The sequence below is a fragment of the Pseudomonas sp. TH21 genome, from assembly GCF_016651025.1.
Lineage (GTDB): Bacteria > Pseudomonadota > Gammaproteobacteria > Pseudomonadales > Pseudomonadaceae > Aquipseudomonas > Aquipseudomonas aylmerensis.
The window spans coordinates 296,281-310,121 of record NZ_JAEKEQ010000001.1 but is presented as its reverse complement, the minus strand read 5'-3'; the positions used below and the strand labels follow the sequence as shown (position 1 = coordinate 310,121).

The 13,841-nt window shown below is 61.9% G+C and carries 9 protein-coding genes and 2 pseudogenes; 3 read left to right on the top strand and 8 right to left on the bottom strand.

All coding sequences use genetic code 11. The features are described 5' to 3' along the window. Positions 1–24: 24 nt before the first annotated feature. The 3 genes and pseudogenes from JFU04_RS30500 to JFU04_RS01285 form a co-directional block, all read left to right on the top strand. Positions 25–1,035 (top strand): annotated as a pseudogene (locus JFU04_RS30500) (methyl-accepting chemotaxis protein); the annotation flags it as partial. A 33-nt stretch (positions 1,036–1,068) separates the two neighbouring features. Further along, positions 1,069–1,941 (top strand): methyl-accepting chemotaxis protein, encoded by an 873-nt coding sequence (locus JFU04_RS30495; protein WP_404940330.1) that lies wholly within the window; start codon positions 1,069–1,071, stop codon positions 1,939–1,941. 165 nt (positions 1,942–2,106) lie between these two features. Then, entirely contained in the window at positions 2,107–4,014 is a 1,908-nt protein-coding gene (locus tag JFU04_RS01285) for a methyl-accepting chemotaxis protein (protein WP_065899872.1), read from the top strand. Between the two features lie 13 nt (positions 4,015–4,027). Here the strand turns inward: JFU04_RS01285 and JFU04_RS01280 are convergent, their stop codons facing one another. From JFU04_RS01280 to pip, 8 genes and pseudogenes are all read right to left on the bottom strand, one after another. Then, a complete protein-coding gene (locus tag JFU04_RS01280; RefSeq protein WP_058423697.1) occupies positions 4,028–4,762 on the bottom strand; it encodes an amino acid ABC transporter ATP-binding protein in 735 nt (244 codons plus the stop codon). Beyond that, complete coding sequence (locus JFU04_RS01275; RefSeq protein ID WP_065899870.1) at positions 4,755–5,714, bottom strand: amino acid ABC transporter permease; 960 nt, start codon at positions 5,712–5,714, stop codon at positions 4,755–4,757. The genes JFU04_RS01280 and JFU04_RS01275 overlap by 8 nt, the downstream gene beginning before the upstream one ends. Positions 5,715–5,861: 147 nt before the next feature. Beyond that, on the bottom strand, positions 5,862–6,659 hold the full coding sequence (locus tag JFU04_RS01270) for a transporter substrate-binding domain-containing protein (RefSeq protein WP_065899930.1): 798 nt from the start codon (positions 6,657–6,659) through the stop codon (positions 5,862–5,864). 219 nt (positions 6,660–6,878) lie between these two features. Next, positions 6,879–7,679, bottom strand: coding sequence for a transporter substrate-binding domain-containing protein (locus JFU04_RS01265; RefSeq protein WP_201143377.1), 801 nt, complete (start codon positions 7,677–7,679; stop codon positions 6,879–6,881). 183 nt (positions 7,680–7,862) lie between these two features. Continuing rightward, positions 7,863–10,435, bottom strand: a pseudogene (gene mdoH / locus JFU04_RS01260) (glucans biosynthesis glucosyltransferase MdoH); the annotation flags it as partial. Beyond that, positions 10,428–12,107, bottom strand: coding sequence for a glucan biosynthesis protein G (locus JFU04_RS01255; protein WP_207200698.1), 1,680 nt, complete (start codon positions 12,105–12,107; stop codon positions 10,428–10,430). The gene JFU04_RS01255 and the pseudogene mdoH, both read right to left, overlap by 8 nt. Before the next feature lie 323 nt (positions 12,108–12,430). After that, positions 12,431–12,868 (bottom strand): D-aminoacyl-tRNA deacylase, encoded by a 438-nt coding sequence (dtd, locus tag JFU04_RS01250; RefSeq protein ID WP_106805386.1) that lies wholly within the window; start codon positions 12,866–12,868, stop codon positions 12,431–12,433. After that, positions 12,865–13,836, bottom strand: a complete 972-nt coding sequence (gene pip, locus JFU04_RS01245) for a prolyl aminopeptidase (protein ID WP_065899862.1) — start codon at positions 13,834–13,836, stop codon at positions 12,865–12,867. The genes dtd and pip overlap by 4 nt, the downstream gene beginning before the upstream one ends. Positions 13,837–13,841 lie beyond the last annotated feature (5 nt).

Sequence of the window (13,841 nt, the reverse complement as noted above, 5' to 3'; positions counted from 1 at the left end):
CCTTGTTCCAGGGGAGATCGCAGCATGTATCGTTGGTTAGCCGAAAAGCTGGGGAATGTGAGCGTCAACCGCAAGCTGGGCATAGGTTTTGGCCTGGTGTTGATCCTGACCCTGTTGATCACGTTCACCGGCTGGACCGGGCTGGGCGAGGTGATCAGCCGTGGTGACAAGCTGGGCTTCATCTCCAGCCTCACCGGGCTGACCAAAGACCTGCGCCTGGCGCGCCTGGACTTCGAAACCCGCCGTGGCGAACAGGGCACCGGCGCGGTCAATGACCTGATCACACAGCTGGAAAACGGCCTGAAAACTGCCGAGTCCCTGATCGAGCAACCCGACGACAAGGCCCTGGTCGAGCAACAACTGGACGCCTTGAACCAATACAAAAAAGCCTTCGGCGCGATGGTCCAGGCCGGCCTAAAGCGTGAAGGGGCTCGCAGCAAACTCGGCGACACCGCCGACAACGCCGTCGCCAAGATCAACGAAGTCGAAAAAACCCTGCTGCAAGGGGACAGCGTCACCCAGTTCAATCGTGTGGTCGACCTGAGCAAGCTGATCCAGCAATCACGCTTCCAGGTGCGCGGCTACACCTACAGCGGCAAAGTCGAGGCCGAACAGCCGGCGCTGGATGCCATCGACAACGCCCTGAAGAAAATCACCGAACTCGAAGGCCAACTGCCGGCCGAGTTCCAGGCCAACCTGCAAGAGGCCAGCGTTTCGCTGCAAGCCTACCGCGCGGCCGTCAGCCAGTACCGCGACTCCCAGGTCGCCAGTGCCGCGGCCCTGGCAATCATGAACACCCAGGGCGATGTGCTGCTGGGTCATAGCGAAAAACTCACGGCTTCCCAGACAGTGGTGCGCGATACCGACGCAGCGCAAGCCAAACAGTTGTTGCTGCTGGCCACCGCACTGGCGCTGATCTTCGGCGTCGTCGCGGCCTGGGCCATCACGCGCCAGATCGTCATTCCGCTGAACCAGACCCTCAAAGTCGCCGAGCGCGTAGCCTCCGGCGACCTGAGCCACAACCTCACTTCCCTGCGCAAGGACGAGCTGGGCCAGCTGCAACGCGCCATGCAAAGCATGAGCGTAGGCCTGCGCGAACTGATCGGCGGCATCAGCGACGGCGTCACCCAGATCGCCAGCGCCGCCGAGCAGTTGTCGGCCGTGACGGAACAGACCAGCGCCGGCGTCAACAGCCAAAAAGTCGAGACCGACCAAGTGGCCACCGCCATGAATGAAATGGCTGCCACGGTGCAGGAAGTGGCGCGCAACGCCGAGGAAGCTTCTGAGGCCGCTGTAGCCGCCGATCAACAAGCCCGTGAAGGCGACAAGGTCGTCGGCGAAGCCATCGCCCAGATCGAACGCCTGGCCACCGAGGTCGGTAATTCCACCGAGGCCATGGGCCATCTGCAGCGCGAAAGCGACAAGATCGGCAGCGTGCTTGATGTGATCAAGTCCGTGGCCCAGCAAACCAACCTGCTGGCCCTCAACGCGGCGATCGAGGCCGCGCGGGCCGGTGAAGCCGGCCGCGGCTTCGCGGTAGTGGCCGATGAAGTGCGCAGCCTGGCCCAGCGCACCCAGAAGTCCACCGAGGAGATCGAGGAGCTGATTGTCGGCCTGCAAAGCGGCACCCAGCAGGTAGCGAACATCATGGACAACAGCCGTGGCCTCACCGACAGCAGCGTCGAGCTGACCCGCCGTGCCGGCAGCGCCCTGGGCAGCATCACCCGCACGGTATCGACCATCCAGGCGATGAACTCGCAGATCGCCACCGCCGCCGAGCAGCAAAGCGCCGTGGCCGAAGAGATCAACCGCAGCGTGCTCAATGTGCGCGACATCTCGGAACAGACCGCTGCGGCCAGCGAAGAAACCGCTGCGTCGAGCACCGAACTGGCGCGCCTGGGCACGCACCTGCAAGCGCTGGTCAGCCGCTTCCGCGTCTGACGCCCACCCCACGTGGCGACCTGTCCTGGGTCGCCGCGCATACCCTGTGAAATTTCCTACGCACTTATCAGCCCCGCCGTCGCGCCCCGAGAACTAGCGTTCAGTCAGTTCAATGTGCTTGCGCACCTCAAGAACGCCCGTTGTTCTCTTGTCGGAGGGGTCATCATGTTTGCTCGAATGACGCACCTGTTGGGTGACGCCAGCGTCACCCTCAAGCTGGTCCTGGGATTCTCGCTGGTCCTGGCCCTGAGCCTGGTGATTGCCGTCACCGGCTGGCAGGCCCTGGCCGCCTCGCTCTATCGATCACAAACGCTGACGATACTTGCGCAACTGGCGGTGACGGGAGAGGAACTGCGCGCCGACAGAATTGTTTATCGCACCCTCGACGATACCAACAGCCTGAATAAATTGAGTGTCAGCATGGGCAAAGTCGACGATCTGCTGGTGGAGCTTTCCGGCCGACTGAAAATACCCAAACCCATCGAATACCTGCAGGAAATGACGCGCATTTCAGCGTCGTTCAAAACCACACTCAAGGACGTGCCCCTGCTGGTTGAAAAGCGCGAGGGCGCCCGTGAACAGCTGAAACAAAGCTCGTCGCGAACCGGCGACGTCCTGGCACAACTGGCCAGCGACCTGCCTGACCAGGAGGACGCAAAAGCCCTGGATGCCATCGAAGACCTGCGCCAGGCCATCGAGCAGGCCGAAGATCGCGCGCAGAGCCCCGCGTGGGCCGCCAGTTCGCTGGAGGCCTACGCGCAGGCGATCGGTGACGCAGAGCGCAGCCTGGAAACCGCCCAGGCCGCCGTGGCGAAACTGCCGGTGGACGGCAACCTGCTGAAAAATACCGTGCTCGGCACCCGCACTTACCTCACGCGTCTCAAGGACACCCAACTGACCACGGAAAATACGCAAACCCAACTGGAGCAACAGCTGGATCAACTGCTCGCGCAGAGCGACCTATTGAGCCAGGACCAGACCCACAGGCGCGACAGTGAGGCCGAGCAAGCCCGCACCCAGATGCTTGGGGTTACCGCTGCGGCGTTGCTCCTCGGCGTCCTGGCCGCCTGGGTGATTGCCGGGCAAATCGTCAAGCCGCTGCGCAAGGCACTGGACGTCGCCCATCGCATTGCCGAGGGCGACCTGAGCCACGACATACAGACCAGGCGCCGGGACGAACTGGGCCAGTTGCAACGCAGCATGGCGCAAATGACCCTGAACCTGCGCGGGCTGATTGGCAATATCAGCGATAACGCCCGGCAAATCGCCAGTGCAGCCGAGGAGCTGGCGGCCATCACCGTGCAAACCCGCGCCGGGGTCAGTCATCAGCGCGATGAAACCGAGCAGGTCGCGACAGCCATGAACCAGATGCTGGCCACTGCCCAGGAGGTGGCGCGCCACGCCGAGCAGGCGTCCATCGCCGCGGCCGAAGCCAATCAACAAGCGGAATTGGGCGATCAGGTGGTGACGGATGCCGTCGCGCAGATTGAACACCTGGCCCATGAGATGGCGCGCTCAAGCCAGGCCATGCTGGCGCTGCAACACGAGAGTCAGAAGATCGGCAGCGTGCTGGAGGTGATCAAGTCCGTGTCACAGCAGACCAACCTGCTGGCGCTCAACGCCGCGATAGAAGCCGCACGCGCTGGCGAAGCTGGCCGAGGCTTTGCGGTGGTTGCCGATGAGGTCCGCAGCCTGGCGCAACGGACCCAACAGTCTGCCGAGGAAATCGAGGGGCTGATCGGGGGCTTGCACAGCGGCACGCAACAAGTGGCCGACATCATGGACTACAGCCGCACCCTGACCGACAACAGCGTCACCCTGACGCGCAACGCCGGGGATGCCCTGACCGAGATCGCCCGCACCGTGGCGGTCATTCAGGAGATGAACCCGCAGATCGCCGCAGCCGCCGAAGAGCAAAGTGCAGTTGCCGAGGAGATCAATCGCAGCGTCTTGAAAGTCCGCGACGCCTCGGAACAGACCGCCACCGCCAGTGAGCAGACGGCGGCGGCGAGTCTCGAGCTGGCGCGGCTGGGAACGGATCTGCAACAGTGCGTGGGGCGGTTCAAAGTCTGAGCGCCCCCGCGCGTTACAGGACCTGACGCAAGAATGCCTGGGCCCGTGGGTCTTTCGGCGCGTCGAAGAACTCGGCCGGGGCCGCGTCTTCGAGCAATTTACCGTGATCGAAGAACAGCACCCGGTCCGCCACTTCGCGGGCAAAGCCCATTTCGTGGGTCACGCAGACCATGGTCATGCCTTCCAGGGCCAGGGTCTTCATGACGTCCAGCACTTCGCCGACCATTTCCGGGTCGAGCGCCGAGGTCGGTTCGTCGAACAGCATCACCTTGGGTTCCATCGCCAGCGCCCGGGCAATCGCCACGCGCTGTTGCTGGCCGCCGGACAGTCGCGACGGGAACTCGTTGGCTTTCTGCGCAATACCGACCTTTTCCAGCAGCGCCAGGGCCTTGGCCTCGCGCTCCTGCTTGCCGCGCTTGCGCACGACTTTTTGCGCCAGGCACAGGTTTTCCAGCACGGTCATGTGCGGGAACAGGTTGAAATGCTGGAACACCATGCCGACTTCACGGCGATAGGCGTTCACGTCGGTTTTCGGGTCGGCCAGTTGCAGGCCGTCGATGCTCACCGAACCCGAATCGAATTCCTCCAGGCCGTTGAGGCAGCGCAGGAACGTCGACTTGCCGGAGCCCGACGGGCCAATGACCACCAGCACTTCGCCCTTGGCGACTTGAGTGGTGACGTTATCCACCGCGCGCACCACATGGCCACGGGTGTCGAAGACTTTTACCAGATCGCGGACTTCAATCACTTTGCGCGAGCCTCCGCTCAAGCCGGCTGGCCATTTTCGACAGCGGCAGGTTGATCAGCAGGTACAGGCCTGCCACGCAGAACAGGATTTCAAACGGCGAGAACGAGGTGGTGATCACCTCGCGGCCACTCTTGAGCAGCTCGGTAATCGCGATCACCGACACCAGCGAGGTGTCTTTCACCAGGCTGATAAATTGCCCGGCCAGCGGCGGCAGCACGCGCTTGAACGCCTGCGGCAGTACCACGTGGCGCATCGACTGGCTGGCACTCAGGCCCAGGGAGCGCGCGGCTTCGTTCTGGCCACGGGTGATGGACTGCACGCCGGCGCGCACAATCTCGGCCACATAGGCACCGGTGAACAGCGACAGTGCGGCGATCCCGGCAAACTCGCGGGACAGGTTGAGCACCGTGCCGATAAAGAAATAGAAAATGAAGATCTGCACCAACAGCGGTGTACCACGCACCAGTTCGACGTAGATCGTCGATAGATCGCGCAAGGTCGGATTAGTGGACAGACGGCACAACCCGGTCGCCAATCCAATCGCCAAACCGAGAATGCCAGACACCACCGACAGCCACAACGTGGTCCACAAGCCCCACATCAGTGGCCCCAACGCCCAATGCCGGGTCACACCGACCACATCGCCCTCGGCCACATCGTCACCGCGCGCCACTTGCAGGCTGTTGTCGGCCACGCTGAGCTTCTGCTCCACGCCGGCATCGTTGCGCAGGGTCACTTCGGCTACATCGCCTTTGCGCACCAGCTCGACCACGGTGGAGATATCGGCGGCACGCTGCGACGTTTCGGCCTGATAGGCGAAGTACTGCGGTACGCGGTTCCAGCGCCATTCGTAGGACATCAACGACGTGGCGTAGTACAACGCGCCGGCCAGGCCGACCAGCACGACCACGGTCAGCAGGTGCCAGGGCCATTGGGCTTTTTTCTGTTTCATTTCAGGTTCCGGGATTGATGTCGCCTGTCAGGCCGCTTTCGCGAGCAAGCCCGCTCCCACACTTGACCGAGTTCCAACTTGAGAATGCGGTCAAAAATGTGGGAGCGGGCTTGCTCGCGAAGGACGCGACTCGGTATTCAGCCGAACTTATTCCATGTCCTTGAGCCACTCGGAGCTCTTGAACCACTTGTCATGGATACGATCGTAGGTGCCGTCGTTGCGGATCTGGTGCAGGAAGTTGTTGATGTAGTTGATGCTGTCGTAGTCACCCTTTTTCAGGCCAAACGCCAACGGCTCGAAGGTGAAAGGTTCTTCCAGGAATACCAGCTTGCCGTTACCGACTTTTTTCTCGGCAACCACGTTGTAGGGGGCGTCATACACAAAGGCGTCGGCCTTGCCGTTGACCACGTCCAGCACACCTTCCTGCTCGTTGTCATAGCCGTGGTACTTGGCCTTGGAGATCAGCTTCTTGGCGACCATCTCACCGGTGGTGCCGAGCTTGGAGGTCAGGCGGTATTTCTCGTCGTTCAGGTCCTTGTAGGACTTGATGGTGCCTTCCAGGTCCTTGCGAATCAGCAGGGTCTGGCCGACGACGATGAAGGGTTCGCTGAAGTTCAGGCGCAGGTTGCGCTCCTGGGTCAGGGTCATGCCGCTGCCGATCATGTCGAACTTGCCGGTCAGGAACGCCGGGATGATCCCGTCATAACCGGTGGAGACCAGCTCCAGCTTGACGCCCATGGACTTGGCCAGGGCCTTGAGGATGTCGACTTCGAAGCCGATGATCTCGCCACGCTTGTCGGTCATCTCGAACGGCATGTAGGTCGGGTCCATGCCGACTTTCAGCGTGCCGCGCTTGACCGCATCGTCGATGGCGCCGGCCTGGGCCGCAGTGGCGGCAACCAGCGCCGTGACGCCGAGCAGCAGCATCGAAAGATACTTTTTCATCATCAAGTCCCCTGAACGTTTCTTATGAGGTCGGCGCGCAAACGGGCTGCACCATTTCGGGGTGCGATCCTAACCCACTCGATGCCTGTCACAAAGGTTTCACGGGTAATTGTTATCGGCGTATGTCGCCAAGGCCCCACAACGGTGCAGCCAAGCGCAGGACTAGACGCATGCACACGGCAAAGCGCCAACGGATTGATGTGTAAGAAGTTATGACTTTCAGTGGATTTCCTTCAACCAGGCTGTGTCTTTAAACCACTTGTCGTGCAAGCGATCATAGGTGCCGTCCTGGGCGATCTGATTGAGAAAATGGTTGATCCAGTTGAGGCTGTCGAAATCGCCCTTTTTTACCCCAAACGCCAGTGGTTCGAAGGTGAACGGCTGTTCCAGGGCCAGCAGCGCGCTGTTTTCCGGACGCCCCAGGGCGATCAGGTTGTAGGGCGCATCATGGATAAAGGCATCGGCCGCACCGGTCACCACCTGATGCACGCCCTCCTCCGGCGTGGCAAAACTGCTTAATCGCGCCGCGCCGAGAAAGCGTTGCGCCGCCGCCTCGCCCGTGGTGCCTTCGGTGGTGGCGATGCGGTAGCTGGCGTCGTCGAGGTCTTCAACGCTGCCGACCTTGCCGAGCAGGCTGGGGTGCAGCAGCACGGACTGGCCGACCACGATGAAAGAGTCGCTGAAATTCAGCTTCAGGTTGCGCTCCTGGGTGACCGTCATGCCGCTGCCGATCAGGTCGAACTTCTTCGCCAGCAACCCCGGCATCAGCTCCGTATAGGGCACGCTGACCAGCTCCAGCTCCACCCCCAGGGCCTGGCTCATCACCTTGAGCAGGTCGATTTCAAAGCCGACGATATGCCCCTGTTTGTCGGTCATTTCAAACGGAACGTAAGTGGGCGTGGTGCCCACCTTGAGCACGCCGCGCCGAACGGCGTCATCAATGGCCCCGGCCTGGACCAGGCCGATCTGCAGCCACGCGACAGCGACTATCAGCAGTGCCGAACAATACCGTTTACTCATGAATCCCCCTGTGACTACGTCAAATTCGGGGCGATGCTAACCCAGCCGCGCGCACGGCAATACGCCTCGGGCGAGGGTCTTTTGTTTCGAAATAACAAGGAGTTAGAGAGATACGGAAGAGGGTCGAAACGCTGTAGGACACGCGTCTCGAACACCCCCGAGGAGACCCCTCGGGGGCGTCTGAATCAGGCCGGTTGGGCCTGGGACGACAGCGGTTGCAGCGGCAGCAACGGCGCGTGCGGATCGGCCTTGATCGAGTCACGCCAGGCGGCGAGCCACTCGGGATGCCCTTCGCTCCAGACCTGCTCGTGCAGGCGGGCCAGGGCCACCGGATCACTGAGCAAGGCCAGGCGCTCGGCATTGTTGAGGCCGGCAGGGCCGACTTTCAACGCATGACGCACACGCTCGACACGCACGTACTCGATCGGCTCCGCTTCACGGTGCCGCGAGGTCGCCAGGGCGCAGGCCAGGGCGTTCTGCTGCGGGTCGACCACCGAACGCACGAAGCCGTCGTTGAGTGCGTGCCAACGGTTTTCGTGGGTGTACTTCTCGGTCGACAGCAGGGCTTGCGGCGGATTGTATTCCTCAGGGATCAGGAACAGGCTCTCGTCACGCGACTTGAGGCCCAGCTTGACCCGGCTGGAAATCACCGACACCGGGATCGACAGCATCAGCGAACCGACGATCGGGATCAGCCACCACAGGAAGCTTGGGTTCAACCACACCACCAGCAGCGCCCACAGGAAGCCGAGCACGGTTTGCGGGCCGTGGCGCTTGACCGCCTCGCTCCAGGGGGTGGAGTCATCGTCACGCTGCGGCGAATTCCAGGTCGCAGCCCAGCCGAGGAACGCGGCAAGTACGAAACGCGTGTGGAAAATCATACGCACCGGTGCCAGCAGCATGGAGAACAACATCTCCAGCAGCATCGACAAGGTCACCTTGAACTTGCCGCCGAACTCTTTCGCGCCCTTGGCCCAGATCAGGATGATGCTCAGCAACTTGGGCAGGAACAGCAGCACGATGGTGGTGGAGAACAGCGCCACCGCCTTGTCCGGATGCCATTGCGGCCACAGCGGGTACAACTGGCGTGGCGCCATGAAGTACTGCGGCTCCATCAGGGTGTTGACCGCCAGCAACGCGGTGGACAACACCAGGAAGAAGAACCACAACGGGGCCGACAGATAAGACATCACACCGGTCAGGAACACCGCGCGGTGCACCGGGTGCATGCCTTTGACGAGGAACAGGCGGAAGTTCATCAGGTTGCCGTGGCACCAGCGACGGTCACGCTTGAGTTCGTCGAGCAGGTTCGGCGGCAACTCTTCGTAGCTGCCCGGCAGGTCGTAGGCAATCCACACGCCCCAGCCGGCACGGCGCATCAGCGCGGCTTCGACGAAGTCGTGGGAGAGAATCGCACCGGCAAACGCACCCTTGCCCGGCAACGGCGCGAGGGCGCAGTGCTCGATAAACGGCTTCATGCGGATGATTGCGTTGTGACCCCAGTAGTGGGATTCACCCAGCTGCCAGAAGTGCAGGCCGGCAGTGAACAGCGGGCCGTAGACGCGGGTGGCGAACTGCTGCATGCGTGCATACAGGGTGTCCATGCCCGACGCACGCGGCGCGGTCTGGATAATCCCGGCATCCGGCGTGGCTTCCATCAGGCGGACCAGGCTGGTCAGGCATTCGCCGCTCATCACGCTGTCGGCGTCGAGGACTACCATGTACTTGTAGTCACCGCCCCAACGACGGCAGAAGTCGTCGAGGTTGCCGCTCTTGCGTTTGACGCGACGGCGACGGCGGCGATAGAAGATCTTGCCGAAGCCGCCGGCTTCGCGGCACACGTCGAGCCAGGCTTGCTGCTCGGCGATGCAGATGTCGGCGTCATTACTGTCGCTGAGCACGAAGAAGTCGAAGCGATCCAGGTCACCGGTGGCGGCCACCGACTCGAACGTCGCGCGCAGCCCCGCAAACACACGCGGCACGTCTTCGTTGCAGATCGGCATCACCAGCGCGGTGCGCGCATCTTTCGGGATCGGCTCGTCGCCGGCACTTTTACCGGAGATCCGGTATTTGTCGTGGCCGGTGAGCAACTCCAGGAAGCCCATCAGCGCAGTCCAGAAACCGGCCGAAACCCAGCAGAACAAGATCCCGAACATGATCAGGATGCTGGTTTGCAGGGCGTAAGGCAGTACCTGGGTGGCGGTTTGCAGCAGGGTCTGGTTGCGGATCTCGTCGAAGTCGACCAGCGACCAGCCCTGGTACGGCATGATGCCTTTCATGTACCAGCCGGCGACGATGGTCTGGCCGAGCATCAGCACCAGCAGGATGTAGCGGCGGATCGAACCGACGGTACGCCAGCGCGCAGCCGGCAACACACGCTCGTCTTTCGGCGGCTTCGGCGGGTTGGTGCGACCGGTCAGGCGCCGCCAGCCACGTACCAGGATATTGGTGCGCCATGGCTCAGGCACGACCTTGGTACGGCGAATCGGCGGCGTGGCCTTGAGGCACACGCGACCGTTGGCGTCGAGCGCGAGCATTTCGGCGTCTTGCAGCTCTTCGGCCGTGTTCAGGGTCAGCCGGCGGCCGACCGACGCCTGGGCGGCATCGACCGGCGCATCGAACGTCGACGACGACAAGCGCTCGTGCAGCTCGGTGAAGGATGTGCAGCCCGCCAGTTCGGCGCGCTGCTCAGCGGTCATCGGGAGATGCGCCAGATACTCGGAGAGAGTCTCTGGCTGGACTTGAGAATTACTCATCGGCAGGCAACTGATAGCTCCAGGTTTCGGTCAGGACTTGCTCGGTCTTGATCGGCTCCGGCGTGGCTGGGGCAGCTTCTGGCTGCTTGGCTTCCTTGTCTTTCGCGTCTTTCTTGGCCTGTTTCTCGTGCTGCTTGGCCAGGACCTTGTCAGCCTTGAGCACTTGCGTCGAAACCTGCTCCGGCTCCGGCTGCACGATGTCTTGCACCAGTGCGGCGCGCATTTCGGTCGGCTTGCCTGCGTCCTTGATCTTCATGCGCAGGGTCAGGCGCCAGCCTTTGGTGTGCTCGTTGTAACGCACGCTGTTTTCCACGATTTCAGCGTTGTCACCCACGCTCACCTGGCTGCGCACCGGGGCGTCCGGCAGCAGTTTTTTCAGGGACGGACCTTCGAAGTCGACCAGGTAGGCAACGCTGCCATCCGGCTGGCGGATCAGGTTCGATTGCTTCACATCACCGGTGGAACGCAGGGTCTGCTTGACCCAGGCGCTGTCCGGCGAGTGGAACGCGGCGTCGTCCAGCGTCCAGTGCAGGCGATAGGCAACATCCAGCGGCTTGCCGACTTCCGGCAATTCGGCCGGGCTCCAGAACGCCACGATGTTGTCGTTGGTCTCGTCGGCGGTCGGGATCTCTACCAGGTCGACGGAACCCTTGCCCCAGTCGCCTTCAGGCTCGATCCAGGCGCTTGGGCGCTTGTCGTAGTTGTCGTCCAGGTCTTCGTAGTGGCTGAAGTTGCGACCACGCTGCAGCAGGCCGAACCCACGCGGGTTCTCGACGGTGAAGTTGCTGACCGACAGGTGTTTAGGGTTGTTCAGTGGGCGCCAGATCCACTCGCCGTTACCGGCATGGATCGACAGGCCGCTGGAATCATGCAGCTCGCGGCGGTAGTTGAGGACCTTGGACGGCTGGTTGGCGCCGAACAGGAACATCGAGGTCAACGGGGCAACGCCCAGCTTGCTGACCTTGTCGCGCAGGAACATCTGGGATTTGACGTCGACCACGGTGTCGGTGCCCGGACGCAGGATCAAGCGGTACGCGCCGGTGGCACGTGGCGAGTCCAGCAGGGCGAAGATCACCAGGTGCTTGTCACCCGGCTTCGGGCGCTCGATCCAGAACTCGGTGAAACGCGGGAATTCTTCACCGGACGGCAGCGCGGTATCGATCGCCATGCCACGGGCGGACAGGCCGTAGACCTGGTCCTTGCCCACGACGCGGAAGTAGCTGGCGCCGAGCATGGTCATGATTTCGTCTTGCTTGTCGCCCTTGTTGATCGGGTAGAGCACGCGGAAACCGGCATAACCCAGCTGTTCGGTGGCCTTGGGATCAAACTTGACGTCGCCGAAATCGAAGCGCGTCGGGTCGTATTTGATTTCCTGGACGCTGTCGGCAGTGACTTCGTTGATTTTCACCGGTGTATCGAAATGCATACCCTGGTGATAGAAGGACAGCTTGAACGGGGTGTTCTGATCGGCCCACTCGGCTTTTTCGTTGCGGAAACGAATCTTTTGGTAGTCAGCGAATTTCATTTCGCGGAATTCGTTCGGCAGATTGCTGCGCGGAGCTTCGTATTTCTGCCCGGCCAGCTCTTTTGCCTTGGCCGACACATCATCCAGACTGAATGCCCACAGTTGACCCGCGCCGAACAGGCAAAACAGGGCAGAGCCCGTCACCAGTGCGTTTCGTAACCGTTTGGCAGACAATTTTGGTGCATTACAGGGACTAACAATCACGAGCAACCCTCGCCGAAAACAGATCAAAAAACCAACGGCCAGCTATCTATATGCCAGGTTGGCGAGCATTGTTCCGACTCCCCTGGGTCAAAATGATTCCCCAATGGCGATCGGACAAGTCTCTACCTAAGTCAAAAATGGACCAAACAACGCTGATCCCCGTAGCGCGCGATTATCTAGTAGCCCGCGAGACAACGCATCAGGGACAACGAAGTATTTGTAGCGAAACCCTGCGTTTTTAGGCATTAAAGTCGTTTTTAATACATTCATGTCTGTAAGAGGAAGGTCACAGGGCCATCATTGACCAAATGCACCTGCATATCGGCACCAAAACGCCCCGACGCCACCTTGCCATGCAATTGTTGCGCTTGTAACAGCAAGTGATCAAATAGCGCCGCTCCGAGGGCGGGCGGTGCCGCCGTGGAGAAGCTTGGCCGCAGCCCGCTTTTGGTGTCCGCCGCCAGCGTGAACTGCGACACCAGCAGCAAACCACCGCCGATGTCCTTCAACGACAGGTTCATCTTGCCCTCGTCGTCGCTGAACACACGGTAGTTAAGCAGCTTGTGCAGCAGCTTATCGGCACTTTCGGGCGTATCCGACGGTTCGACGGCCACCAGCACCAGCAAACCCTGGTCAATCGCCCCGACGATTTCGCCGTCTACTTCGACGCGGGCGCCACGCACCCGTTGCAACAGGCCCTTCATGCTTCTTCTGGCGGCAGATCAAGCAGGCGGCGTGCCATTTCGGCGGTCGCACGCACCAGCGCATCGGTAATACCCGGCTCGGACGCGGCATGGCCCGCCTCGCGGATCACCTGCAGCTCGCTGTTGGGCCAGGCCTGGTGCAGCTCCCAGGCGTTATCCAGCGGGCAGATCATATCGTAGCGCCCATGAATGATTACGCCAGGCAGATGGGCGATCTTGTGCATGTCGCGAATCAGCTGGTTGGGTTCCAGGAAGGAGTTGTTGGTGAAGTAGTGGCACTCGATGCGCGCAATCGACAGCGCACGTTGCGGCTCGGAAAAACGCTCCACATGCTGCGGGCTCGGGCACAGGCCGAGCATGCGCCCTTCCCAGCCGGACCAGGCTTTGGCCGCGTGCATCTGGGCGATCTGGTCGTTGCCGGTCAGGCGCTTGTGGTAGGCCGTGATCATGTCATGGCGCTCATCGGCCGGGATCGGCGCGATGTAGTCCTGCCAGTAGTCCGGGAACAGGCGGCTCGCGCCCTCCTGGTAGAACCAGTGGATATCCTGCGGGCGGGCCAGGAAGATGCCGCGCACGATCAGGCCATGCACACGCTCGGGGTGGGTTTGCGCGTAGGCCAGCGCCAGGGTCGACCCCCAGGAACCGCCGAACAGCACCCATTTGTCGATGCCCAGGTGTTCGCGGATGCGCTCGAGGTCGGCGACCAGGTCCCAGGTGGTGTTGTTTTCCAGGCTGGCGCGTGGCGTGGAGCGCCCGCAGCCGCGCTGGTCGAAGGTGACGATGCGGTACAGGTTCGGGTCAAAATAGCAGCGGCTCTGGGCGTCGCAACCGGCGCCGGGGCCGCCATGAATGAAGACAACGGGCAAGCCCTCGGGGGAGCCACTTTCATCGACGTACAGCGTGTGGGTGTCATCGACGGCCAGATCGTGCCGGGCGTAGGGTTTGATCTGCGGGTACCAAGTCTGCATTGCGC

What these genes read in the sequence shown, in the direction of transcription:
- JFU04_RS30495 (WP_404940330.1), top strand. Translation starts at nt 1,069, where the DNA reads ATGCAAAGCATGAGCGTAGGCCTGCGCGAACTGATCGGCGGCATCAGC.
- JFU04_RS01285 (WP_065899872.1), top strand. Translation starts at nt 2,107, where the DNA reads ATGTTTGCTCGAATGACGCACCTGTTGGGTGACGCCAGCGTCACCCTC.
- JFU04_RS01275 (WP_065899870.1), bottom strand. Translation starts at nt 5,714, where the DNA reads ATGAAACAGAAAAAAGCCCAATGGCCCTGGCACCTGCTGACCGTGGTC.
- JFU04_RS01270 (WP_065899930.1), bottom strand. Translation starts at nt 6,659, where the DNA reads ATGAAAAAGTATCTTTCGATGCTGCTGCTCGGCGTCACGGCGCTGGTT.
- JFU04_RS01265 (WP_201143377.1), bottom strand. Translation starts at nt 7,679, where the DNA reads ATGAGTAAACGGTATTGTTCGGCACTGCTGATAGTCGCTGTCGCGTGG.
- dtd (WP_106805386.1), bottom strand. Translation starts at nt 12,868, where the DNA reads ATGAAGGGCCTGTTGCAACGGGTGCGTGGCGCCCGCGTCGAAGTAGAC.
- pip (WP_065899862.1), bottom strand. Translation starts at nt 13,836, where the DNA reads ATGCAGACTTGGTACCCGCAGATCAAACCCTACGCCCGGCACGATCTG.